We start from the raw sequence: 26,499 nt of genomic DNA, 5'->3' as shown, positions 1-26,499 counted from the left end.
ATGGATAAACCAACAATTCTAATTATTGAAGATAACCGTGAACTAGCCAGCGGGTTAGCCGATTTTTTGGCTGATACCACCAAAGTAGATATGGCCTATGATGGCCTAGTCGGCGAAGAAAAAGCCTTGGATAATCATGCCGATTTATTGATTTTAGATATTATGTTACCAGGCCAAGATGGCTTAACGTTACTTAAAAACATTCGGCAAATGGGCTCGGATATCCCGGTCCTAATCTTGACGGCCAAAGATACCATTGTTGATAAGCTCAAAGGATTTCAGGCTGGCTCTGATGATTATCTTACTAAGCCGTTTCATCGAGAAGAGTTATTGATGCGAGTTAAATCCTTATTAAGACGAGCTGGTAAATTAAATAAAGAAACTGAAATGGTATTTGGCCCTATTAATCTTAACCTGGCTAAGCATACGGTAATGGTTAACGGCCAAGTCGTTGATTTAAAAGGCAAAGAGTTTGATCTATTAGAGTATTTGATTGAAAATCCAGAAATGATTATAACTAAGGAACAAATTTTTGATCGCCTTTGGGGTTTTGATTCTGAAACGTCCTTAAGTGTGGTGGAAGTATATATGAGTAATCTTCGCAAAAAATTAAAGCCAGTTCAAGCTGACGGCTTAATTAAAACCATTCGCAACGTAGGTTACATTGTGGAGGAAAGTGATGAAGGCACAAAATAAGCTAAATAAATACCAGCAACGTAAATTTTTTGTGGTGGAATTAACTGCCTTTGCTGTTTTATTTGCTTTGCTAGGATTAGTGGTTTCGCATTTTTTTGAAGTTTCCGTTTACACTAACATTGATCAGGGAATCATTCACCAAGAGCAAGCCTTATTGCAACCCGTACAAAGTCGAGATGACCAGCAAAATCATTCCGGTGGTGGTCCCACTAGATTTCAAGCCGATAACGTCATTTATGATAAAAACGGTAAAATTTTAAATGCCAATGCGTTGGGTAATCGTTATAGCGTGTTGAAAAAAATTAAGTTTAATCCTAAGCAAATGGAAAATAAACTAGCTACCAAAGATGTTAATGGCAATTATTTTCGAGTTTTATTAATTAGGGCTAATACCGTTGATCAAAAAAATACTCGCTATGTTTTAATTGCAGAAAATATTGATACACAAATGAATATTATTGCTGCCTTTAATAAATTATTGATGGTGATTTTGATTGTCTTTTGGGCTGTCGCTATTTTGATTAGTTTCTGGCTATCTCGTTACTTCATGAAGCCAATCTTAAAAGCTTGGAACAAACAGCAAGAGTTCGTGGCTAATGCAGCGCATGAATTGCGAACTCCATTAACGATTATTCAAAACAAATTAGAATATTTATTTACCAAGCCTAAACGATCTATCATTGATGAAACCGAGCCCATTAATCAGGCACTTAACGAGACTAAGCGTTTAAGCCGTTTAACGACTGAATTATTAACCATTGCCCGATCTGATTCTAATACGCTACAAGTGAAACCGACGGAAATAAAGTTAGCTGATTTCTTGCCTGAAACGGTGGAACCATATGAAGAATTAGCGGCCAGTCAGGATAAATCATTAACTTATAGTAATTCGGTGGCAGGCTTTGTGACGATTGATCCAGATTTGTTAAAACAAGTTGTGGTTATCTTATTAGATAATGCGCTGAAATATACTAACGCGGGTGATAAAATCGAAGTAACTACTGAACCCAGTGGTCGTAATAACTGGAAACTGACGGTAGCTAATACTGGGAAATCAATTTCTGATGCAGATAAAAAACAAATTTTCGAACGATTTTATCGAGTTGATAAGTCACGAAACAAAACAACTGGTGGTAATGGGTTAGGTCTTTCAATTGCTCAATGGATTATCGCCCAACACCACGGTAAAATTTCAGTAGCCGACATGCAGCCCAGTGGGGTGGTTTTCACTTGTATTGTACCCATTAAAGGCTAAATAAAAAAGATAACGGTCAAACGACCGTTATCTTTTTTTGAATCTAATTATTATTTAACTTCAGTGGTTGGGAAACGCAAAACGGCTGCGTAATCTGAATCATGAATTGGCATTTCAGCTTCTGGTAAGATGTAAACATCACCGTTAAAGCCAGTGACGGTAATTGCCAAATCATTAAGCAAGTTGCTTGCGTGACCTTCAACAGCTTCACTATCGAATTGAACGTGGTTAGCATCTTTTTCAGGAACGTAAGCTCCTTCTTTAATAAAGAGGGTGGCAACTGAACCGGCCACTGCAGCATCAGCAATATGATTGATGTTAGTGACGGTCTTCTTAGCACCCGTAGCGTTATCAAAGTGAACAGCTAGTTCCATCACCGTTAAATGATTAAATTGATCATTAATGTTGTGAACCATGTCTAACAATTCCTCGTGAGAAGTGCGGAGACTAGGAATCTTTTCAAATTTAACGTTTGATAACAAGTTGTTCTTGGAAATCTTGCGGAACTCACCTTGAACCTTGGTTTCAGCTGCTAATACTACTGGCAAGTGATCTTGATTAGTAAAGTTCTTTTGAACGTATTCATCAACTGCTTGGAAATAACGGAGTTGATCACTTCTGTCAGATTCCTCTTTAGGATCATAGCCCCGCTTAAAGGTAGCACCATGGCCACGTCCTTGACCAGCTGATTTGACTTTTTGGTCATCACCAGGAACATAATTACCCAAAGTATCTACAAGAGTTGTCGGTGTGTCAGCAGTAACTTCGGCTTCTTCGATGAGCCGGTTTTGAATTTGAAATAAGTGGAATGAATTTTTCCGTAAGACCACTAAGTTATAAGCTAGTGGGAATTCGAAGTCTTTAAGCAATGGTAAGACTTGCATAGTATCACTAACGGCAAAGCCAGGCTTGGCAGGATAATTTAGCCGAAAGACGTTAATTTGATCAGCGGTGACATAAATCGCTAATCCTTGGGCCACATGGTTACCTAGCGTTTCAGTTTGTAAGAATTGGTTTAATTGTTCTTCGTAATCAGGCCAAAATTTACTCAAGTATTTTGATAGATAAGCTTTCTTGGCTTGCGCAATCAAACTATTTAGTTGGGTCCGATCGGCAGAGGCATTATCAGCCTTGGGATTGAGTGGTAAGACAATCGTTACGATTGGGCCTTTGTGTGATGAAACCGTTAATAAGTTTTTAATATCTGCATTAATTGCCATGTTTGTCCCCTCCAAAATTTACTATTGATGATTAAGTTCATCTTATCACGGATAAAGATAAAAGTTCATTTTAACGATTTATGGTTCGATAAATGAAATACAAAATTAGGGCAACGATAATAGCAGTACCAAGGAGTGGCTGCTCCTTGAAAAGAAGATGAAAGATATGAAAACTGTGAATCCCATGAACACCAACGTTAAAAAAACTAATAGTTGAGATAGTTTTGTACCTTCTTTCTAGAAACTCCAACCTAATTGAGTTATATTTAAAGTATTCTTTTAAGTAACATAAGGAAAGGAGCTCCCTATGTCAATTAATTGGCAAGCAGTTTTTTCGATTATTGTGACAATTAATGCTATTTTAGCGATTATCACGGTTTTTCGAGAAAGAAGAGATATTGCCGCTATCTGGGCTTGGTTAATGGTCCTAATTTTCTTGCCGGTAGTTGGTTTTATCTTATATGCCTTTTTTGGTCGGCAATTGCCCCAAAATCGGATGTTTCAATTACATAATCATGTGCAAATGCAACTTAGCGAGCGCTTAGATGAGCAGCGTAGTCAGTCAGGAAACAATGAGCCTACCCCAGCGGATGCAGTGGCTAAAAAATATAAAACGTTAGTGGAACAATTTCAAACTACTGATGCCGCCTTTTTAGCTCGACGTAATAAGGTACATGTTTTCACCAACGGCAAAGAATTTTTTCACCGAATGATTGAAGACATCGAAGCGGCTAAAAGTAGTATTCACATTGAATTTTATACTTTTTACAATGATGATATTGGTAATGAAATTTTAGATTTATTAGTTAAAAAAGCTCGCTCGGGGGTTCAAGTTCGGGTGATTTATGATTCTTGGGGTTCCATGGGCACCTCGCGTAAATTTTTTCAACCCCTACGAGATGCGGGCGGATTGGCTTATCCATTCTTAAATACGCATTCAGTTATCTTAGATTTTCGGTTAAACTTTCGTAATCACCGTAAGATTGTGGTGGTTGATGGTACCGTAGGTTATGTTGGAGGCTACAATATTGGTGATCAATATTTAGGCCGTAAAAAGAAGTTTGGTCCTTGGCGTGACACTCATTTACGCATTATTGGTTCCGGCGTCTTTGGGTTACAATCACGGTTTATTTTGGATTGGAATGCGACTAGTTCACATGATCAAATCAATGAAGAACAAGTAGATCCCCTTTATTTTCCGATAACGACCACTAAAGGGGTAGTCGATATGCAAATAGTTTCTAGTGGTCCCAATAATGATAAACAGCAGATTAAACGCGGCTATATTCGCATGATTTTAGCTGCTAAAAAATACTGTTGGATTCAAACCCCATATTTGATTCCAGACGATAGTGTTTTAGATGCAATTCAAATTGCGGTGAGTTCTGGTGTAGATGTGCGCATCATGGTCCCACATATGCCAGATCATCCATTTGTTTATCGGGCTACGCAATATTACGCGCGACAATTGGCTAATATTGGGGCTAAAATATACTATTATCAAAAAGGATTTATGCATGCTAAAACGGTCGTAGTTGATGGTGAGATTGCTTCGGTCGGTTCGGCTAATTTTGATTATCGTAGTTTTAAGTTAAACTTTGAAATCAATGCCTTTTTGTATGATGAAAAGTTGGCCAAGGAATTAACTAGAATTTATGAGGATGACATGGTAGAAAGTACTTTACAAACCCCAGCGATGTTTAAAAAACAATCATGGTGGTTAAACTTTAAACAAACGTTTAGCCGGTTATTCTCGCCCATTTTATAGTAAGGCATGATAGTTGCTTCTAGTTGGTTTACTTAGATATAATAACGATGAAGGGTAATGTTAGAGTTACCACTTAGCGATAAATCACCGAAGATGGTGGAACTATGCCAGCGTGCTAGATCGCTAACTGGAAGTCATAATAGGTTTGTTAGGATTGAGGTAGCGAAACGCAGGCCTTAGTCGCTTTAAATAGGAAAACCTGACTTCGCGATATGCATTGCTCTTTAGATTGACCGACTGGTACGATTTTAGAATCGTAATTCAGCTCAATCGGTGGAGGCGCAGGCCTCCATTTTTTATTATCTAATTTAAGTTGAGGTCAGGAGGACCAACAATGACAAGTAAAAAGGACCAGGATTATGCCAATTTAGCTGAAATTGATCCCACGATTATTGTTGATTTACGGTATGCGACCACTAATAATTTTACTCATCAGGTGATTTATGATTTTAAGCAGGCAATTGCTCGAATCGATACTGCTAAAAAACTCCGTGAGGCCAATCAAGCATTAAGAAAACAAGGTTATCGGATTAAAGTATGGGATGCTTATCGACCGGTATATGCTCAAGAAAAACTATTTGAGGTTTGGCCTGATCCTACTTGGGTAGCTAAACCTAATCCTAATTTCAGCCACCAAAAAGGAGTAACGTTCGATGTTACTTTAACTGATATGGCTGGTAATGAACTAGAAATGCCGACCGCTTTTGATGATTTTACCGCGGCGGCTAAACGGGATGCGCCCCGCAACCCGGTTGCTGATAAACATTATCGGATTTTAACTGAGGCGATGGAAGCAGCTGGCTTTGTCGGTTACGAAAATGAATGGTGGGATTTTCGGGATGCCGACATGGCTGAATTTGGTCCCAAACCAGTGGATCCTAAAAAATATTGAACTAATTAAATTACTTTAAGTTGTTTTTAAGCTACCACATCTATACTGACCATAGTCAATTAAATCAATTGACCAACCAAATCCAGAAGCCAAGCAGATTTTATGATTCCCCCAAATTATAAAGTCATCGTATGTTTTCTTCATGGTAAACTCTCAAAACTCCAAAGAAAAAACGCCTGCTTACGCAGACGTTTTTTTATTTGCTTAAATCAAATTTGAGATCGACGATATAAAAGACGACCGCGCCAATGGTCATTGATAAAAATTCACCAATGGCAGTACTTAAATAAGCGCTCCAAAAAGTGGGCCAAAAGGCACTGTTACCAACATACGCAATTTCAAAAGCAATGATGAACATATAAAATGTTGCAATCAATACTGAAGCCACTAACTTCATGATGGTAGACGACATATGACGAGTGACTAGATTAATCGTGACCAAAGCGATAAAAGTTTCCGCCGTACCGACAATCAAGTCAATGGCCCCCATGGGCGACATCATATTGGAAATAAAGCAACCTAAAGTAATTGCCACTACATAACGCTTATTAAAAGCGGCCAAGTTATTAAGCCCTTCAGACAACCGCAGTTGTACCGGGCCAAAGCTAAAGGCTGCAAAGACCATTGTAATTACAATGTAGAGTGCAGCGACAACGGCAGCCTTAGTTAAATCAATTAGACTGTCGATGCCGAATAAATTAGTCTTAGAATTCATTACAAATTCCTTTCCTTATTTAATTTTCAGTTGTAAACAACCTCTAATAACTTTACCGCTTTTTGAAATTAAGGTCAAAATAGTTTTAACTATTTAAAATCCACAAGAAAATTACAAAGACTACTGCTAGGGCGTACATCATTGCGGAAACTTCTTTTCCCCGTTTAGCAGCAATCATAGTGATAGGGTAAACGATAAAGCCTAGGGCAATTCCATCAGCGATACTGTAAGTAAAAGGCATGCCGACAAGAATAAAAAATGATGGAGCGGCAATTTCGAATTGTTCCCAGTGTACGCTCTTTAAAGATTGTGCCATTAAAATACCCACGATGATCAGAGCTGGGGCAGTTACTTGGCTGGTAATCACAGTCAGTAATGGGGAGAAGAACGTTCCTAAAATAAAGAGGATTCCGACCACAATGGTAGTAAAACCAGTCCGACCACCCACAGCAATTCCAGCAGATGATTCTACGAAAGCACCCATTGGTGAAGTCCCTAAAATAGAGCCGACCATCATAGTAGATGAATCAGCAATAAGGGCTTTACCCACGTTAGGAATTTTATTGTTTTTGATTAAGCCAGCTTGTTCAGCTAGTCCCACTAGAGTACCAGCAGTATCAAAGAACGTGACTAATAAAAAGGTTAAGACGACGACAATCATTTGAACAGAGTCAATATCACCAATATGGGTGAGGGCTTGACCAAATGTGGGAGCGATACTTGGTACGCCGGCAATGATTTGATGTGGTACGGGAATCAAACCAGTAACCATCCCTAAAGTAGCGTTTAGCACCATCCCGATAAAAATGGCGCCGGGCACACGCATACTCATTAAAACTACGGTTACTAATAAACCAAAAATAGTTAACCAAGTAGTCCCGCTATGTAAAGTTCCCAAGCTAACTAGGGTTTCTTTATTACCCATGACGATGCCACCTTCTTGTAATCCAAGAAAGGCAATGAACAAACCAATTCCGCCACCAATGGCTGATTTTAAATCAGCGGGAATGGCATCAATGATTTTTTCCCGTAGTTTAAAGGCAGTTAGTAAAATAAAAATAATGGAAGCAACAAAAACGCCTGATAAAGCGGTTTGCCAAGGCACTTTCATACCTAAACAAACAGAATAAGCAAAGAAAGCGTTGATTCCTAAACTAGCTGAAATGGCGATGGGGTAGTTAGCGATAAAGCCCATTAAAAAACAACCAAAAGCAGAAGCAAAAGCGGTAGCGCTGAAGATAGCGCCCTTATCCATGCCAGTAACGCCCAGCACGTTGGGATTGACAAAGAGAATATAAACCATGGAGACGAATGTGGTAATTCCGGCAATCGTTTCTTTCTTAAAATTAGTGTTTCGTTTTTCAAAATCAAAGAATTTCGAAATCGAATTTAACATAGTATGGCAATCTCCTTTTAAAATAATGTTCGTGTTTGCGACTTGAAACAACAGAATAATCATATCATTATCCCATAATTGTTTCAATAGACGAACGAGAAAAGTTTAGTTATCCCCAAGATGATCGTTTAGTGTGCTCGGTTGGTTTAATGATTGAACGGTTATTTAATCGTTTTCATATTGATGGAAATACCTTATAATAAGGATAGATTTATTTGTGTAAATAAGGGGAAAAGAAAGTGAAAACTGTTTTAATTTTGGGGGCAACCAATCCGGTTACCCACCAAGTTGCTAATAATTTAAAGCAACAAGGCATTTCTGTCGTAATTTATAATGAGGACCCCAAATCAATTGCGAAATATCAAGCGGTCTTAACTACTCATGAAATCACAACGGTTCTTTGTACATATGGTCCCATGGATGTGGATTGGTATGTTGAAAGCTTTTATGAGGCTTTACGACTTAACCACCAATCAATAGATCACTTTATTTTGTTATCGGTAATTGGGGTTAATAATGAACAAGAAGAATCACTTCAATATGAAGGTGTCACCGATCAACGTGAATACTTGTTACAACAACAGTATGCTATCAAGGTCGTGGATGAGGCTGAAATGCCATACACCATTATTCGCCAAAGTCGGGTCGTAATAGGAGCACCAAAACCTTATCAATTATATTTGGAAGGTCAAGTGATGCCGGTGGGTACCGTTACTGACGGTACTGTAGCTGCTATTTGCACGGACGCCATTTTGCACCACCATTATGTCAATGAGTCAATTGGAATAATGAATAATTAACGGAGGATATCATGACGATCAATATTTCTAATGAGGAAATGCCCCAAATCAAGCAGCAATTAAGTGAAGCCAATCGGCAATCACATTTTGTTATCGTTGAATTAACGTCCAGAGAAACTCACGAAACCATTCATGTAGTTTCTGATTATCATAATTATCGGCGCATGCGCGAACAAAATGTTGATGTGTTTGATTTCAAAATTGTACGTGATATTTTACCCATTACAGATAATTTGGCCTATTGGGCCAAAGCTAGTGATTTAATTGCCAGCTTACCAGATGATCAAAAGGTGAATGCATTAGATGATTTAGATTTTTATTCTAGTGCGGTCATGGCAGAAAATTACGTTGATACTACTGGAGAGGAACCGGAACGGTAAATGTTTTGGTTCCTTTTTTTGCGAAATCAAGTTAGGCTAAAATAAAAGGACCGTCACGAAAGGAGTCATCATGGCATTACAATTTGTTTTAGGTACGGCAGCGATGGATCATCAACAAGAATTGCTTAACTTAATTAAGCAATCAACTGATAGCGCGGTACAACACAGTTTTTATTTAATTCCTAATCACGTTAAATTCGAATCCGAAGTGCAGGTAATGAAACGCTATGGTGATAATCAAGCTCCCATAGTGGCCACGAGTCAATTACAAATTTTATCGTTTACCCGATTAGCCTGGTATTATCTGCGCAATCAACCAGCGTATCAAAAACAACGAATCAGTAGTACGGGGATTAGTATGGCGCTTTATCAAATCATTAAAGATCACCAAGATGAACTACGCTTATTTGATCAAGAGGTAAGTCAACTAGGCTTTACGGATCAATTAGCTCGTCAAATTAGTGAAATGCAAGCAGGTAATGTTTTGCCAGCTGATTTAAATCGGTTATTAGCGGGTGAAACCTTGACTAATGACTTACAAGATAAATTGCATGATTTTAACATTGTTTATCAAGCATACTTAGCTGAAGTGCAGGATCAATATTTCGATAATCAAAACATCTTAAATTTACTTACTGATTATTTAACTACGATTGATTTAAGTGATACTGACTTTTATTTGGATCAGTTTTCGCGATTTACCGCTACGGAATTACGTTTAGTTGAGACTTTAGTCCAAAGAGCCCATAAGGTGGTTATTTCTTTAACGTTGGATAAACCGTATCCAGTTGAATTACCGGATGCTACTAACTTGTTTTACCAGTCGGCTAAAACTTTCTGGCGCCTGTATCATTTTGCGGCGGATAATCAAGTTCCGTATTTATCACCAATTAAGGCTACTACACCACGGGTGAGCTCGGCCTTACAATCGTTGGAAAATTATTGGGTGGCGTCGACTAACTTAAAGACTGACTTGCCACGTAGTAGTGACGTGGGTGACACCATTCAAGTATGGCAAGCTGATAATCGTTATTCAGAACTACTACAAGTGGCTACCTGGATTCGCCAACAAGTGGCAATGGGGGATTATCGTTACACTGATTTTGTCATTTTGACTAGGCACTTGGATCAATATCAACAAATTATTGCCCCAGTGATGCAGTCTCAAGCTATTCCTTATTTTGAAGATCAACAAAAAACGATGGCAGATCATCCCCTGGTGGAATTGATTGCCGCTTTGTTTTCAATTGAGACACCGACTAAAAATAAACGGCACTACCGCTATGCGGACATGATGCGTTTGTTGAAGAGTGAATTATTTATTCCGATAGTTGAAGGACAACCAATGCCCTTAAAACAATACCGCCAAGCAGTGAGTTTAACCGAAAATGTTATTTTGAAAACGGGTTACGAAGATTTTCGTTGGACTCAAGCCGCTGATTGGCAATATAACGATATTAATCGAATTGAAGATGATCGAGTAGTTTCTGATAAGGATGCAGCTGCAACGGACTTGGTTAACCAAATTCGGCGCTATGTCAAACAAACCTTACCACCCTTTTATAAAAAACTGTTTAAAGCTAAAACTAACCAGGATGCAGCCGTTGTTTTATATGAATTTTTGCAAAACAGTGGGGTCTTTAACCAATTAGAACAGTGGCGTCAAAATGATGTGGATCAAGGTGACATTACGGGTGCCAATCAAATTGAACAAGTGGTAAACAACCTTAATAGCTTACTAGACGAAGAAGTTTTGATTTTAGGGCAGCAACCCTTTAACTTTGAGGAGTTTTGGAACATTTTGTTGACTGGTTTTCAAAACGCCCAATATTCAGCCATTCCTTCTACTTTGGATCAAGTACGGATTTCAGAAAGCGGGATTGTCCAACCTAATAATCGTAAAGTGACGATTATGATTGGAGCTACTGATGATAATATGCCGGCGCAACAAGTTAACGAAGGCCTATTTGGTGACGATGATTTAGTGCAATTACAAACAGGCTTAACGGAGAATCAATATTTAAGTGATTCTAGTGATATTCAAATGGCTGGGGAACCTTATTTAAACTACCTGGCTTTTTTGAGTAGTAGTCAACAATTGATTTTTACGTTTTGTCCGTCAACCGGCGATGAAAGTGACGTGGCTATTTCGCCATATGTCTCACGGATTAAGAACTTCTTTAATTTAAAGATTCAGCACCATGCTGCTATTCCACAAAATGATAATCACATTCGTCCTTATTTGGGGACTAAACGGGGCACATTACATCATTTAATTCAGGTGATTCAAGCTAGTTTTAGTAACCAGCAAGAGTTAAGTCCCGCTTGGCGGATGGTTTATAACAAGCTAATCAATGATCCAAGCAGCCAGACTTTGACTGAACAATTATTGCAAAGTATTAATTACCAAAACGTACCAACCAAGTTAACCGATAATATCGTTACGGGTCTTTATGGCCAAACGATTAATTCGTCGATTTCACAATTAGAACTCTTTTACCGCAACCCTTACGAGTACTTTTTACAGTATGGTTTACGCCTACAAGAACGAGAAATCTTTACGTTGTCATCAGCTAGTACGGGGCAGTTTTTTCACGAGGCTTTAGATTTAGTCATTCGCACAATTAATGATCAAGGTTGGCAATTAGCTGATGTCAGTGATGAAACGTTAACTAGTTTAGTAACGGATATTAGTCAACGAATTGTCAATGATCCTCAGCAACAACAGTATTTAATTTTGACCAGTTCCAGTCGTATGAATTATTTAACGCAACAACTGACTCAAACAGTACTAGAAATGGCCAAAACCTTGAGAAATCAAAGCCGGTTAACCGCTATGCGGCCAAAAAAAACCGAATTAATTTTTGGGCAACCGGTGCAAACCGCCTTAAAAGGATTAAGCTTTGCCGTGGCCGATGATCGCCAAGTCAACGTTCGCGGTCGAATTGATCGAATTGATATGATTCAAGCTGACACGCGGCATTATTATGGCATTGTGGATTATAAGTCGGGCGCTAAAACGTTTGATTATGGCAAGGCTTATGATGGCACGGAACTGCAATTGTTAACTTACTTAGATGTGTTACGGCAAAACTTAGTAGAATTAGATGAAGAAGAAGCCCTCATTGCGGGCGCCCTGTATTTACAGGTGCATAATCCCCGGTTTAAGACCAAAGATTTACAGGCCAATGATTATAATTTTGAAAAATTAGCTTTAAAAGATCATCAATATAATGGCTTAATCGTTGACGATGCTACTCTGGTCGATGAAATGGTTAAAGACGTTGCCGAAAGTACTAATTCGTTAATTTATCCGCTTAAGAAGAAAAAAGAGGGGGTTACCTCCACTAAACGAGCTAACGATCCGTTGATTACAGCACCGGATCTAACCCTGTTCTTAGCACATAATGAACAATTAATTAAAACGGCAGCTCAGCGTATTTTTAATGGTGATATTGCCTTAGCTCCAGTTCGTTATAGTGATAACACTAGTGCGATGCAATATACTCCGTACAAGGCCATTATGAATTTTGATCCGCTGCTAGCCAAAAATAATTATCGAATGGCCCCTAAACTATCAGACAAAGATGTTTTGCGACTACTCAGGGAGGAAAAATAGCCATGGAATACACAGAAGGGCAAAAACAGGCGATTAATGATCATCCGAAGGGTAATATCTTGGTGTCGGCCTCTGCTGGTTCAGGTAAAACCCGCGTTTTGGTTGATCGCATTATTAAAATGGTGATCACGCAAAACGTTAACATTGATCAACTCTTAGTGGTTACTTTTACCAAAGCGGCCGCTAAAGAAATGAAAGAACGATTGCAGTTAGCTTTGCGCAGCGAGTATCAGGCTACCGATAATCCGGAACAAAAGCGTCATTTATTACGGCAACTGCATAAAGTCCCAGTAGCTGATATCACTACGATTGATGCCTTTTGCCAAAAATTAGTCGGGCGTTATTACTATTTATTAGGGATGGATCCTAATTTTCGGATGTTAACCGATGCTACTGAAATTGATTTATTACGGGAACAAGTTTGGGATGATTTACGAGAAGAACTATATCGTGATGATGACGATGGTAGCTTTGCGGCCTTGACCGAAAACTTTTCCAATGATAGAAGTGATGATGGCTTAACTAAGCTCATCATGAAAATATATGATTTTGCTAACGTCAATGATCATCCAGCTCAGTGGTTGGCTAATGCGGCTAACTTTTATCACTTAGATAGTGAGCAATTAGCTGATACCCAATTATTTAAACAATACATTCAACCAGAACTCCAATTGGCAGTGTCATCCATGCAGATGATGATTAACCAAATGATTCAAAATGCCCAGTTAGGAGAATTACCTAAGGATGAAAAACTAGCTAATCAATTTAATGAACAAGTGAAAATGATTCAAACACAACTACTTCAGCCGGATTGGAACGAGTTGCGCGATTTATTGCAACAATTTAATAATCCCCGGTTGAGTGCTGCGCCTAGAGGGGCCGAACCAGAGCAAAAAGAGTTGCATGAACAAAATAAGCAATTAAAAACCGATATCATCAAAACCATCAATGAGTTAGCTGATGGCTATTTTGAATTGGCGCAAGGAGCTACGGTAACCTTAATTCAACAAGCCATGCAACGAGTTGATAAGTTAGTGACGGTAGTGCAAGCGTTTAGTGCGGCCTATGACCAAGCTAAAAAAGCCCGCCAATTAATGGAATTTATCGATGTGGAACACGCAGCTTACCGAATTTTGACTAATGCTAGTGAACCCGGACAACAAATTAAAGCTAAATTACAAAATCAATACGTTGAAATCATGGTCGATGAATATCAGGATAATAACCGGCTGCAAGAAGCCATTTTAAGTCAATTGGCTAAGCCGGAGGCCGGCAATCGATTTATGGTGGGGGATGTGAAACAATCGATTTATCGTTTCCGATTATCTGATCCTACGATGTTTATTGACAAACAGACGCGTTACGCTACCGACAACACAGCTGATGAATTAATTAATCTAGTAGAAAACTTTCGCTCGACCAAAAATGTTACTGATTTTGCCAATTTGATTTTTGAACAAATAATGGATCAACGAGTTGGGGATGTAGATTACGTCGGACCCGCTCATTTAAAGTTTGGGGCTAAGTATTACCCTGAAGCTGCCACCACTACGGCTGAATTACTGTTATACCAAGAAAATAACGCTAAGGATGCGCAATCGTTGGCGGTTAATGCTACTTTTGTACCAGAAGATGGGGCGAATGGCCAAGCCGAATTAATCGCACAACAAATTCGCCAATTGGTGGATGATCAGGTCGAAATTTACGATCGCCATGCCCAAGTAATGCGACCGATTAAATATGGGGATGTGGCTATTTTATCGCCGACTCATACCAATGATTTGGTTCTAGCTGAAGTCTTAGAAAAGTACGCGATTCCAGCCACTGTCAATCAGGCCAAAAGTTACTTTAAAACGACCGAAATTCAAATTATGATGGCCCTCTTGTCAATTATTGATAATCCTTATCAAGATATTGCACTAGTAGCAGTTTTACGTTCACCAATTGTGGGCCTAGACGAAAATCAATTGGCATTTATGCGGATTAATCAACAGACTGGTAACTACTACCAAGCGGTGCTTAATTTCTATCAAAACTTTGAAACTAGCCAAGCTACCCCTTTTGGAGCTGCTGTCTTTGCTAAAATCAGTCGCTTTATGGAACAACTGCAACAATTTAGAGATTTAGCGCAACAAAGCGATTTGGTAACCTTAATTTGGACTATTTATCAAGAGACCGGTTTTTTAGATTATGTGGGGGGCATGCCCGCTGGGTATCAACGTCAAGCTAATTTACATGCACTCTACGAACGGGCGGCCCAGTATGAACAAACCAGCTTTAAAGGCGTATTTCAATTTGTCCGGTTTATCGAACGCATGCAAGAACGCGATGATGATTTAGGGCAAGCCAATATTGAAACCGGGGCAGATACCGTGTTAGTCACCACGATTCATGGTAGTAAGGGGCTAGAATTTCCGGTGGTGTTCATTAACGACTTGAACCGTCAATTTAATATGCAAGATACCAGGGCTAAATATGAATTAGATGATCAATTAGGTGTTGGTATTACGTATTTTAATTTAGCTACCAGAGAAGAAAGCAACACTTTACAAAAAAAGATCATCTCTAATCATGCTAAACGGGCCGCAATTTCAGAAGAAATGCGTAAATTATACGTGGCGGTTACCCGGGCGGAACAAAAGCTCTATCTAGTAGGGAGCTTTAAGCACAAAAAGAATCAGCCGACAGATGAGGCCGGCTTTGTGCAACTTTGGCAAGGTAAAACTAATGCTAATGAGTTGTTGCTACCAGAATCGGTACGCTTGAAAGCTAATAACTACCTTGATTGGGTGGGCCCGGCGATTGCTCGGCACCCCCAAATTAGTGGCAGTCATCCAACTATGTCAGTGTTAGCTAAAGACGAAACACAACTGGCCTTTCACCTAGTGACAGCGGCCCAATTAGCTGAGCATCAACCCACGGAAATTGAAACGACGGAACAAGCCACTAATTGGATCACAGCTTTAAACCAGGTTAACGATGCTGCAATGGAAGATGCAGTAATTACTAAACAACAAATTGATCACGAAATGGATTTTGTTTATCCTTATCAAGCTGCTACTAAAACCACTGCGTACCAGTCGGTTTCGGAAGTGAAACGACTATTTGATGATCCCGACAATATTGAGTTAGGTAGTTATCAATTATTAGATGTGGATCAAGTAGGTCAGGTCAAGCCAGCGTTCGTTACGCCATTTGGTCGTCCTAAATTTTTGCAAACTACTAGTCAAGCCAGTGCGGCTGAAGTCGGAACGGCTACTCACTTAGTCCTGCAACAAATGCAATTAAAGGAACCGCCAACCATACCAACCATTACGGCTCAAATTCAGCAATTAGTTGCTGATCAGGTAATAAGTGAAATGGTAGCCAGCCAAATTAATGTAACTGGTATTATGAACTTTTATCAAAGTGAGCTAGGTCAGTTAGTTTTAGCTAACGCAGCTACTATCAATCGAGAAGTACCGTTTTCAGTTTTACTTAATGCCAATCAAATTTTTACCGGATTTCAAGATGATCCTAACCAGTCCGTTTTAATTCATGGAATTATTGATGGCTATACGGTAGCTGAAGACGAATTGATTTTATTTGATTACAAAACTGATCATGTGACTCCCCAAAATTCAGTTGATCAAATTGTGGCCCGTTATCGAGGGCAAGTAGAATTATATGCGACGGCATTAAGCCAAATTTTAAAGCGACCAGTTAACCATAAGTATCTTTATTTATTAGACGTTAACCAAACGATTGCCGTGAAGTAGTCGGTGATTTGGCTTGAAATTGCGCTGATTTTGGGTTAATCTAAGTACGCACTTTATAATAATAAGTAAAAGTTGGGAGATTTGATTTTATGATGAAAAAAATTCTACGTGTCTGTATGGGCTTGGCTTTGGTTTTGGTCATTGCCGGTTGTTCTAACAGCAAACAAGCCAAATCCGAATCCAAGACCGACAGCGCATCATCAAGTAGCATAACTGCTAAGAAGTCGACAACCAAATCGAAACCAACTAATCAACCTAAAATTAACTGGCGGAAGCCATCTGAAAATAAACCTTATCCTAAAATCACGACAAGTAACGGTCGTTATTTGCAAGTTGATATCAAAAAACAACGAGTTTACGTGATGAGTCCGGAGAAAAAGATTCTATACACTATGTATGCTTCAACGGGAAAGGATAATTCTACGCCACGAGGAACATACCAAATTCAAGCTGAACGCGGTGATTTCTTCTATAATAAGGAGTCTAAAGAAGGTGCCAAATATTGGACTTCTTGGAAGGACCACGGAATTTACTTGTTCCACACGGTACCAACCGATGAGAATGGTGATTATATTAAAGCAGAAGCTGATAATTTAGGGAAGAGTGCTAACTCACACGGGTGTGTCCGGCTATCAATTCCAGACGCTAAGTGGATTAACCAAAACGTACCAACGGGGACGAAGGTTGTCATTAAATAAACTGACACATTTAATGGGAGACTAATCATGAAGAAAATTAATTTAAAGAAACTAACTGTTGTTTTAGGAACTGTGATGGCTTTGGTACTGGTCTTAGCTGGTTGTGGTAATACAAAAAAAGATGCCAAATCAGAACTAGTAGGTGATAATAAGACGCTAACCGTTGGTCTAGAAGGTACCTATGCACCATATTCCTACCGCCAAGATGGCAAGTTAAAGGGATTTGAAGTCGAACTCGGTCAAGCAATGGCTAAAAAAATGGGCCTCAAGGCTAAGTTTGTTCCCACTAAATGGGACTCTTTAATTGCAGGGTTACAAGCTAAGAAGTTTGATGTGGTAATCAACAACGTGACGGTTACTAAAGAACGGAAGAAACAGTTTATTTTTTCAACGCCATACATTTACTCTAAGTCAGCTTTGATTGTGCCTAAGGATAGTAAATTAAAGAGCGTTGATGATATTAAGGGTAAGAAGTTTCCTGAAGGTACAGGAACCGAAAATGCTATTTACGCTGAAAAATTCGGAGCCGATGTGATGCCATCAGATACTTTCCAAAATACGGTGTCCTTAATTTCAGAAGGTCGGGCCCAAGGAACTATTAATTCGCGCGAAGCCTTTTATAGCTGGGCTAAAGACAATCCGGATAATAAGTTGAAAGTTACCGAAATTCCAACTTCTAAGATTCCGGCTTCAGAAATTGCGGCAATGTTTAATAAGCAATCACCAGCATTACGCGATAAAGCTAATAAAGCCTTAAAGGAATTACAAGCTGACGGTACTTTAACTAAGTTATCTAAGAAGTACTTTACGACTGATATTACTAAAAAATAAAAATAACGATAGGGATGACTGATTATATGTGGAATACAATTATGACGTCATTGCCCGAATTAGTGGCGGCTGGAATTAAGTTTACGATTCCACTCGCCATTATTTCGTTTGCCTTTGGGTTAGTAATCGCGGTGATTACCGCTTTAATTAAACTGGCCCGTCCGCGTGGCAATGCATTAGTTAAGGGAGCTTGGAGCGTATTAGTGGCAATAGCTTACTTTTATGTTTGGCTATTTCGTTCAACCCCACTCCTAGTTCAATTATTTATTATCTTCTTTGGATTACCCAATTTAGGGGTACAAATGCCGGCATTTACTGCGGCGGTTATCACCTTTTCACTCAACACTGGTGCCTATGCATCTGAAAATATTCGTGGTGCCTTACTTTCGATCCCTCAAGATCAATGGGAAGCGGCAGAAACGTTGGGCTTTACCCAAAGCCAAACCTTATTTAAGATTATCTTTCCGCAAGCAATTCGGATTGCTTTGCCAACATTATCCAATGAGTTCATTGGTTTAGTTAAAGATACGTCTTTAGCTAGTTCCATCACTATTCTAGAAATGTTTACGGTTAGTCAACAAATTACGGCGAAAAATTATGAGCCATTACTAATGTATTGCTTAGTCGCCGCTCTTTACGCTATTTTGTGCTCCATTTTAAGTATTTTGCAGCACTACTTAGAAAAGCGTACCAGCCGTTACATTAAGCGGGGTGAAAATTAATGATTAAACTCGAACATTTGGTGAAACAATATCAAAATCAACGAGCGTTAGATGATGTCTCAGTCACTTTTGAAGATAATCAAAGTACGGTTATTGTCGGACCATCTGGTTCTGGGAAATCAACGTTGTTGCGAACAATTGATCTGTTAACCCATCCGGATAGTGGTACTATGCAAATTGATGATATTACGGTTGATTTTACGAAGGAAATTTCACGTAAAACGGTCCGAGCCATTCGGCGTAAATCAGGAATGGTGTTTCAAAACTGGAACCTATTCCCGCATTTGACGGTGTTGCAAAATATCACTGAGGCTCCGCGCACCGTTTTAAAGCAGTCAAAAGCAGCGGCCGAGAGCCGGGCATATGAGTTATTGCAATCAGTCGGATTAGCTGAGTATGCCGCTCAATATCCAACGCAATTATCCGGCGGGCAGCAACAGCGAATTTCCATTTGCCGCGCATTAGCAATGGGACCAGAATTTTTATTACTGGATGAACCAACAAGTGCTTTGGATCCGGAGTTAGAAACTCAGGTACTTCGAATCTTAGAAGAAATTGCTGCTAAGGGACAAGCTATGGTAGTGGTTACTCACAACATGGAGTTTGCTCGGTTAGTAGCTGACAAAATTGTCTTTGTTGAAGACGGGCAAGTGCTCTTTGCTGGTCCGGTGACTGAATTTTTTACTACGGAAAATCAGCGAATTCAAAACTTCTTAGCTGGTTTATCACTGGCTTAATAAAAAAAGACCCCCAAGTTATCGGGGGTCTTTTAGTTTATACATTAAATTATTTGTTATTCTAAATTAAAACTGATTGTTAAAATAACCGCCATCAGCATAATGATGGTCATTAAACCCGTTGAAAAACGAGTCCAAGGACGACCGTTCACCCGTTTTAAAATGAAAAAGGTGATAGCCAAGCACAAGATACCGATAAGATACATAGTAATGAGGGCGATTTTAACAGAATTATTTGCAGCTGACATATTTTTCACCTCAGCTACATTCTACAACAAATCAAATTGGTTAATCAATTATAAACTGATAAGCGTAACGAGGAGTTTCTTCGTGTCCGTTTTCTTGCATGTAGATAACACCACGTTTTTCAAAACCATTTGAGGTAATAACGTGTTGCATTGCCATGTTTTCAGGATGAGTATCAATGCGGACATCACGATAACCTAAGATACCGGAAATGGTAATTAGACCACTCATCATTTTTTGGGAGAGTCGTTGGCCCCGGAAGTTTGGTGAAACGGCAATTCGATGAATAGCGGTATAGCGTCCTTCTACACCATTGATCCATTCACCATCGTGGATGTTTAGATAGTTAATATCTAGTCCCTGGTGCAATGCAGCAAACCCAGCGATTTGGTCATCGAAAATCAAGACGTAACCAATTCCATTTTTGACGTCGGTTTCGAGATCACCATCACTTGGGTAGCCCTTTTGCCATTGGTCAATCCCTTGCTCGTGTAAAAACTCGATTGCCCCATGAATAATGTTTTTAATCTCTGGAATATCTTCGTTCCGTGCTTGCCGTAAGTAACTTGCAGCCATTCGTGTCACATCCTTCTATTTTTCTTATTTGTATAATTAGCTTTTGCTAGTATAACAACATAGACAAAGATTATAATTCAAAAAATCTAGTTCCGCAACCTAATTCTATCACTTGTAAAAAAATAGTTTAGTATCTTGCCTGAAGAAAAAAAGTCGAAAAATAGGCTATAATTAATTTAAGATTATCCTAAGTCAGGGACGGACCTTATCAGCTGGCGAATGGAATCACTTATCATTATAGTAGATAAATTTAAATTTAATATCCATAAATTACAACCCTGGGGTGTAAGAATATGAAAGAAAACGAAGCAACCGCTAACAATGGACTACAGTTGAGTCGAGTAGCGAGTCGGCGGGATAACAAAAATCAGGCTAAGGTAAATAACCGCCAAAAACAAGCCGCTAATAATAGTAAAACACCACAAAAACCGAAAGCACCACGACCTACGCGTAGAACTAATTTGCACGTGAGTGAATGGTTGCAAGATACAACAGCCAATATTTTGGGAGCTACTAGTTTTGCTAGCGAACGATTTGGGATAGAAGATAATTTTAGAAATCGACAACCAGTCTTAATTCAAGTGGGTGAGCGGCTATTAAGTCGGGGCGCTCTTAGTAAAAATGCAGCGGCCCGGCTCGGTTATGGGGCGGCTATCAGTGATTTGGTTAATTTAAGAATCAACCAATTCTACTATCTAATACTATGGACTAGTGGGGATAACACGACTGAAGTGATTAACCGCGCGGCTGGCAGTAATTATTCTCATTATCTCAATCAAGTTAAAGATGGGGAACAATTTGAACGGGGATATCAAACGGCAGTGGGACAATTTGTCCTAGCAATAGTCGGCGATCAACAAGATGATAGTAATCACGAAGCCTTCTTGCCAGTAATAATGAAAAAGATTACTCAGTTATCTACTGAACAACAGAAAGATTTAACTAGTCGGTGGTTCCAACATTTCGATCACCAGCTTAACGGTCAAAATCCCGAACGATCGGTAGTCGCTAATGACGAAGCAACCGGCAAGTTTTTACGGCGCGAAACTAACCATAGTTTTTTAAGTAGTTATCACTTACCTAATCAAGCGACTACTTGGTTAGAAACATTCAGCTATCAAGGACCCGATTATACTGATGTGTTAGATCGGGAGCTCAAGCAAAAATTAGATTTCCAAGATTTAACCTCACTAACCAGTGTGGTGGATCGCTTTGTTAATCAAACTTTGATGCAAATTATTAATTTAGTGGTGCCGTTGTCACTGTACGATGTAATTTACCAATTAGCTAATAACGGGCGTGATTGGTTAGGCGTGCCAGTTACCATGAGTACTGAACCTAGTGAAGTAGAAACGGTGGTAGCTTTAAACTATCCCGAAATGATGAATTGGTTGCGTCGACCGAAATCTATTGCTAGCGCCAGTGCTCGATTAGGAATCTTAAACCTAGCTAAGGGACATGAAATTAGTGTGCAGCATCCTGATTTGCAAGCTAAATTCAGTTTTGCCCGCGATGTACGTGGTAATCAAATGTATAACGATATTACCGGCGAGCCACTAGTGGTTCGTTACGGAATTATTGAAAAGTTGTTTTTAGCTTGGCAAAAAGCCTTGCTTTTACCGGTACTCAGTGAATACACGCTCGCACGAAACCGGTTATTAGTTCAAATTAACAGTGGAGAATATACCAAGAGTCGCAACGTCTTAAAACCTGATTTGGCTAAGGAACAATCTTTAGCAGAAATAGTTGATCAGGCTGCTAGCTATGCACTTGATCAGTCGATTGGTTTGATTGCTAAAGGTGAGTTTGATTATGAACAAAATATGGCGGTTAAGACTTTGCCAGAATTTAACCAAATGATGCGGTTGGCACCTAGTGACCGTAATCTTGGTGGCGACAATTACCAACTATTATTGAAACAAACTCGGGTAGTTTATTTCTGGCTTTATCAAAGCTCATTTGCTGATCAATTAACACCGGCCCAACGAGCTCACGTGGAAAATAAAACCAGTCAATTTAGTGGCGATGATGTTAATTTGGTGAATGATTTATTTCAAAAGGTTAAAACCGTCGCACAACCAACGCCTAGCGAATTAGAGAATCCTATTAAGGTAACTCTTAGTCCAGTAATGCAAGTGGTTAAAAGTCAAGTCACCAATACGAAGCAATTGACGGAGCAGGTGGTTACTAATGTGGCCAACGTAACTACGATGGCAATGCAACAATCGTTAAGTGAAACCAAGCAAAATTATTTAAGCGAGCAATTAGCTCGAGCACAACAAGCTGATCAGCAAGCAGAAGAATTACTGGCGGGATTGCAACATTTATTGGCAGGGGTTAATCAAAATGACCTGGTCGAAATTACTCAGGTGACTAATCAATTACAACAATCAGCCACCATGGCCTTGGCTAATGCCAATGAAATTTTTTATCCGAGTGCACCTAATTCCCAAAGCGCTGTGTTTACGGAAGCCACTCCATTAAATACCACGAGTTTAACGCCCCATAAGCAAGCCCAACTAAATCCGCTCCAAGTCAAGTTAGCTGATGCGGAAGAAGTAATCGATGATGCTCGGAATTTGCAGGCCCGCATTCGGTCGCTTATTAGTGATACTGCAGCGGTGCGTGATTATAACCATGAAGATAATTTAGAAGATTACGCCAGTGTTAACCATATTTTGAGTGATTTAAAGGAACAACAAGATCATTTAGCTCAACTAATTACTAGGGGGAAACAGGCTAGTGCTGAAGCTAGTTTAGCTATTAGTAGTCAACAACAAGATACGGCTAACGCAGCCATTGAAGAGGTGCTAGCATTACGTTCACCGCTAAGTAACATTAACCAAATGGTGGATATAGATGATGAGAAATTGGCATTTTATCGTTAATTAAAAGGAACCTTCTATATAACTATAGAAGGTTCCTTTTAATTCACATACTTTATATGATTTCAATCGCCATAGCGGCTCCGATGCCTCCGCCCATACAAAGAGTGGCAATACCTTTATTTTGTTGGGTATGAATCAAACTATACATTAACGTGGTTAATATACGTGCGCCTGAATCAGCGAGGGGATGACCTAAAGCAATTGCCCCACCATTTATATTGAGTTTGTTGGCAGGGATCTGTAGGTCTCTACTAACCGCGATGGATTGAGAGGCAAAAGCTTCGTTAATTTCAAAAAGATCAATGGCGTCGATAGTGGTGTTAATTTGGTGCAGCAATTTATTGACCGCGTAGTAAGGAGCGTAGCCCATGATACTAGGATCAATACCCCGTTCAGCATAACCGGTTATTTTGGCTAATGGTTTTAAATTGTGTGCTTGAGCGTAACTGGCAGTGGTTAAGATTAATGCCGTGGCCCCGTCGTTTAATCCGGGAGCGTTACCAGCGGTGACAGAACCATCAGCAGTGAAGACGGGTTTTAGTTTAGCCAGTTTTTCTAAATTGGTATTGGCCCGAATAGCTTCGTCTTGAGTCATGACATTGCCATCGGGTAGGTTAATGGGGATGATTTCATCATTAAATGCTCCGCTTTGAGTAGCTTTTAGAGCCTTTTGTTGTGAGTTTAAAGCAAACTGATCTTGTTGTTGTCTAGTTACGTTGAACTTTTTAGCAACATTTTCACCGGTAATTCCCATTAACTGATTAGAATAAACGTCCATTAAGCCATCGCTTTGAATGCCGTCTTCCATCATTATAGAACCGTATTTGTGCCCCCGTCGTTGACTGCGATCAAAAAAAGGAACGTTAGACATACTTTCAGTACCACCGACTAAAATGACGTTGGCTTGGGCTAATTTTAATTCATTAACTGCTTGTTGAACGGCCTTTAAACCTGAACCACAAACCTGATTAACGGTATAGGCAGTACTCTCGGTGTCGATACCAGCCCCAATTTCAATTTGACGAGCAACGTTTTGGCCGTTGCCGGCTTGAATGGCATTGCCAAAGATGACTTGGTCAATGTCTTTCTTAATTGTAGGTACTTGTTTAATGACGTGGTTAGCGGCAATTGTTCCTAAGTCCACGGCTGAGAAGCTAGCTAGTTGGCCATTGAGTTTACCAATTGGAGTTCTAGCAGCTGAAATAATTACAACTTCTTCCATAGTGTCCCTCTTACATTCATTAAGTTTATTCGATAGTAGTATACACGGTTTTACAGTGGAGAGTGCGGTCTAACTACTGGATTTAACCATATGTTTAGGAGTGGTTAAAGTGGTTAATTAACTGAAATTAATTTCAGTTATAAAAAGGGGCTTAAAATAACCAATTTAGTAATGTCGAAAAGTGTTGACGAATTCTGGAGTAGCTGGTATATTTATATACGTTGCTGATTGAGAGAAACAAAAAGCCATCAACGAAAAAAAGAAATTAAAAAAAGTAGTTGACGGATTGCTTGATTGGTGATATTATTAAGTAGTTGTCGCAAGGAGCTAACAAGTTCCGATCGACAAGGTAGACCTTTGAAAACTGAACAAAATTTCGATTAAACAAATGTGCTGGGCGTCTTGATTTTAAATCAAGACCAAAACATTTGCGAAGTCAATTCGCTAGTAAATGAATCAAAAAATAATGAGCTTACAAACAGCTCAGTTTAAAACTGAGAGTTTGATCCTGGCTCAGGACGAACGCTGGCGGCGTGCCTAATACATGCAAGTCGAACGCGTCTTGGTGAATGATTGGCGGTGCTTGCACCAAAGAGATTTCACATTGAGACGAGTGGCGAACTGGTGAGTAACACGTGGGTAACCTGCCCATAAGCAGGGGATAACACTTGGAAACAGGTGCTAATACCGTATAACAACTCAAACCGCATGGTTTGAGTTTGAAAGATGGTTTCGGCTATCACTTATGGATGGACCCGCGGCGTATTAGCTAGTTGGTGAGGTAACGGCTCACCAAGGCAATGATACGTAGCCGACCTGAGAGGGTAATCGGCCACATTGGGACTGAGACACGGCCCAAACTCCTACGGGAGGCAGCAGTAGGGAATCTTCCACAATGGACGAAAGTCTGATGGAGCAACGCCGCGTGAGTGAAGAAGGGTTTCGGCTCGTAAAACTCTGTTGTTGAAGAAGAACGTGGGTGAGAGTAACTGTTCATCCAGTGACGGTATTCAACCAGAAAGCCACGGCTAACTACGTGCCAGCAGCCGCGGTAATACGTAGGTGGCAAGCGTTGTCCGGATTTATTGGGCGTAAAGAGAGCGCAGGCGGTTTCTTAAGTCTGATGTGAAAGCCTTCGGCTTAACCGGAGAAGAGCATCGGAAACTGGGAGGCTTGAGTGCAGAAAAGGACAGTGGAACTCCATGTGTAGCGGTGAAATGCGTAGATATATGGAAGAACACCAGTGGCGAAGGCGGCTGTCTGGTCTGTAACTGACGCTGAGGCTCGAAAGCATGGGTAGCGAACAGGATTAGATACCCTGGTAGTCCATGCCGTAAACGATGAGTGCTAGGTGTTGGAGGGTTTCCGCCCTTCAGTGCCGCAGCTAACGCATTAAGCACTCCGCCTGGGGAGTACGACCGCAAGGTTGAAACTCAAAGGAATTGACGGGGGCCCGCACAAGCGGTGGAGCATGTGGTTTAATTCGATGCAACGCGAAGAACCTTACCAGGTCTTGACATCTTCTGCCAATCTTAGAGATAAGACGTTCCCTTCGGGGACAGAATGACAGGTGGTGCATGGCTGTCGTCAGCTCGTGTCGTGAGATGTTGGGTTAAGTCCCGCAACGAGCGCAACCCTTATTGTTAGTTGCCAGCATTTAGTTGGGCACTCTAGCAAGACTGCCGGTGACAAACCGGAGGAAGGTGGGGATGACGTCAAGTCCTCATGCCCCTTATGACCTGGGCTACACACGTGCTACAATGGACGGTACAACGAGTCGCGAAACCGCGAGGTCAAGCTAATCTCTTAAAGCCGTTCTCAGTTCGGATTGCAGGCTGCAACTCGCCTGCATGAAGTCGGAATCGCTAGTAATCGTGGATCAGCATGCCACGGTGAATACGTTCCCGGGCCTTGTACACACCGCCCGTCACACCATGAGAGTTTGTAACACCCAAAGCCGGTGGGGTAACCTTTTAGGAGCCAGCCGTCTAAGGTGGGACAGATGATTAGGGTGAAGTCGTAACAAGGTAGCCGTAGGAGAACCTGCGGCTGGATCACCTCCTTTCTAAGGAATAAAGGA

At 40.1% G+C, this 26,499-nt stretch carries 19 protein-coding genes and 1 rRNA gene; 14 read left to right on the top strand and 6 right to left on the bottom strand.

The window, feature by feature from the left end; translation table 11 throughout:
* Nucleotides 1-696: a response regulator transcription factor gene (locus tag HII32_RS02125; RefSeq protein WP_172187833.1), complete on the top strand. Its 696-nt coding sequence runs from the start codon at nt 1-3 to the stop codon at nt 694-696.
* Complete coding sequence (locus tag HII32_RS02120; protein WP_172187831.1) at nt 680-1,951, top strand: sensor histidine kinase; 1,272 nt, start codon at nt 680-682, stop codon at nt 1,949-1,951. The genes HII32_RS02125 and HII32_RS02120 overlap by 17 nt, the downstream gene beginning before the upstream one ends.
* Before the next feature lie 50 nt (nt 1,952-2,001).
* Here the strand turns inward: HII32_RS02120 and HII32_RS02115 are convergent, their stop codons facing one another.
* Entirely contained in the window at nt 2,002-3,171 is a 1,170-nt protein-coding gene (locus HII32_RS02115; RefSeq protein WP_172187829.1) for a baeRF6 domain-containing protein, read from the bottom strand.
* A 307-nt stretch (nt 3,172-3,478) separates the two neighbouring features.
* Between HII32_RS02115 and cls the strand changes: the two genes are divergently transcribed.
* Together cls and HII32_RS02105 are read left to right on the top strand one after the other, a co-directional pair.
* Nucleotides 3,479-4,939 (top strand): cardiolipin synthase, encoded by a 1,461-nt coding sequence (cls, locus tag HII32_RS02110; RefSeq protein ID WP_172187827.1) that lies wholly within the window; start codon nt 3,479-3,481, stop codon nt 4,937-4,939.
* A gap of 334 nt (nt 4,940-5,273) precedes the next feature.
* Nucleotides 5,274-5,831 (top strand): M15 family metallopeptidase, encoded by a 558-nt coding sequence (locus HII32_RS02105; protein ID WP_172187825.1) that lies wholly within the window; start codon nt 5,274-5,276, stop codon nt 5,829-5,831.
* Between the two features lie 196 nt (nt 5,832-6,027).
* Here the strand turns inward: HII32_RS02105 and HII32_RS02100 are convergent, their stop codons facing one another.
* The gene (locus HII32_RS02100; RefSeq protein WP_172187823.1) at nt 6,028-6,546 is read right to left on the bottom strand and encodes a QueT transporter family protein; all 519 of its coding nucleotides are present in this window, start codon (nt 6,544-6,546) and stop codon (nt 6,028-6,030) included.
* Nucleotides 6,547-6,631: 85 nt separating this feature from the next.
* Nucleotides 6,632-7,942: an NCS2 family permease gene (locus tag HII32_RS02095; RefSeq protein ID WP_216655617.1), complete on the bottom strand. Its 1,311-nt coding sequence runs from the start codon at nt 7,940-7,942 to the stop codon at nt 6,632-6,634.
* Nucleotides 7,943-8,181: 239 nt separating this feature from the next.
* Between HII32_RS02095 and HII32_RS02090 the strand changes: the two genes are divergently transcribed.
* The 8 genes from HII32_RS02090 to HII32_RS02055 all read left to right on the top strand — a co-directional run bounded on the left by HII32_RS02090 (nt 8,182) and on the right by HII32_RS02055 (nt 19,487).
* Nucleotides 8,182-8,742 (top strand): NAD(P)H-binding protein, encoded by a 561-nt coding sequence (locus HII32_RS02090; protein ID WP_172187821.1) that lies wholly within the window; start codon nt 8,182-8,184, stop codon nt 8,740-8,742.
* An 11-nt stretch (nt 8,743-8,753) separates the two neighbouring features.
* Nucleotides 8,754-9,122: a hypothetical protein gene (locus HII32_RS02085; protein ID WP_172187819.1), complete on the top strand. Its 369-nt coding sequence runs from the start codon at nt 8,754-8,756 to the stop codon at nt 9,120-9,122.
* A 70-nt stretch (nt 9,123-9,192) separates the two neighbouring features.
* A complete protein-coding gene (locus tag HII32_RS02080) occupies nt 9,193-12,741 on the top strand; it encodes a PD-(D/E)XK nuclease family protein (protein WP_172187817.1) in 3,549 nt (1,182 codons plus the stop codon).
* A gap of 2 nt (nt 12,742-12,743) precedes the next feature.
* The gene (addA, locus tag HII32_RS02075) at nt 12,744-16,499 is read left to right on the top strand and encodes a helicase-exonuclease AddAB subunit AddA (RefSeq protein WP_172187815.1); all 3,756 of its coding nucleotides are present in this window, start codon (nt 12,744-12,746) and stop codon (nt 16,497-16,499) included.
* 89 nt (nt 16,500-16,588) lie between these two features.
* Complete coding sequence (locus HII32_RS02070) at nt 16,589-17,197, top strand: L,D-transpeptidase (protein ID WP_172187813.1); 609 nt, start codon at nt 16,589-16,591, stop codon at nt 17,195-17,197.
* Between the two features lie 27 nt (nt 17,198-17,224).
* A complete protein-coding gene (locus HII32_RS02065; RefSeq protein WP_172187811.1) occupies nt 17,225-18,028 on the top strand; it encodes a transporter substrate-binding domain-containing protein in 804 nt (267 codons plus the stop codon).
* A gap of 26 nt (nt 18,029-18,054) precedes the next feature.
* Nucleotides 18,055-18,750, top strand: coding sequence for an amino acid ABC transporter permease (locus HII32_RS02060; protein ID WP_172187809.1), 696 nt, complete (start codon nt 18,055-18,057; stop codon nt 18,748-18,750).
* Nucleotides 18,750-19,487 carry an amino acid ABC transporter ATP-binding protein gene (locus tag HII32_RS02055; RefSeq protein WP_172187807.1) on the top strand — a complete coding sequence of 246 codons (738 nt, stop codon included), beginning with the start codon at nt 18,750-18,752 and terminating at the stop codon, nt 19,485-19,487. The genes HII32_RS02060 and HII32_RS02055 overlap by 1 nt, the downstream gene beginning before the upstream one ends.
* A gap of 56 nt (nt 19,488-19,543) precedes the next feature.
* On the opposite strand, the gene HII32_RS02050 is transcribed toward HII32_RS02055, so the two are convergent.
* Complete coding sequence (locus HII32_RS02050) at nt 19,544-19,735, bottom strand: hypothetical protein (protein WP_172187805.1); 192 nt, start codon at nt 19,733-19,735, stop codon at nt 19,544-19,546.
* A 40-nt stretch (nt 19,736-19,775) separates the two neighbouring features.
* Nucleotides 19,776-20,309 carry a GNAT family N-acetyltransferase gene (locus tag HII32_RS02045; protein ID WP_172187803.1) on the bottom strand — a complete coding sequence of 178 codons (534 nt, stop codon included), beginning with the start codon at nt 20,307-20,309 and terminating at the stop codon, nt 19,776-19,778.
* Nucleotides 20,310-20,602: 293 nt separating this feature from the next.
* Between HII32_RS02045 and HII32_RS02040 the strand changes: the two genes are divergently transcribed.
* Entirely contained in the window at nt 20,603-23,197 is a 2,595-nt protein-coding gene (locus HII32_RS02040) for a hypothetical protein (RefSeq protein ID WP_172187801.1), read from the top strand.
* Between the two features lie 52 nt (nt 23,198-23,249).
* On the opposite strand, the gene HII32_RS02035 is transcribed toward HII32_RS02040, so the two are convergent.
* The gene (locus HII32_RS02035; RefSeq protein WP_172187800.1) at nt 23,250-24,419 is read right to left on the bottom strand and encodes a thiolase family protein; all 1,170 of its coding nucleotides are present in this window, start codon (nt 24,417-24,419) and stop codon (nt 23,250-23,252) included.
* A 490-nt stretch (nt 24,420-24,909) separates the two neighbouring features.
* Between HII32_RS02035 and HII32_RS02030 the strand changes: the two genes are divergently transcribed.
* Nucleotides 24,910-26,484: ribosomal RNA gene (locus tag HII32_RS02030) — 16S ribosomal RNA — on the top strand.
* Nucleotides 26,485-26,499 lie beyond the last annotated feature (15 nt).

The sequence above is a fragment of the Lentilactobacillus kribbianus genome (genome assembly GCF_013184075.1).
Classification (GTDB): domain Bacteria; phylum Bacillota; class Bacilli; order Lactobacillales; family Lactobacillaceae; genus Lentilactobacillus; species Lentilactobacillus kribbianus.
The sequence above is the reverse complement of the archived record's forward strand: the minus strand, read 5'-3'. Positions and strand labels throughout refer to the sequence as shown.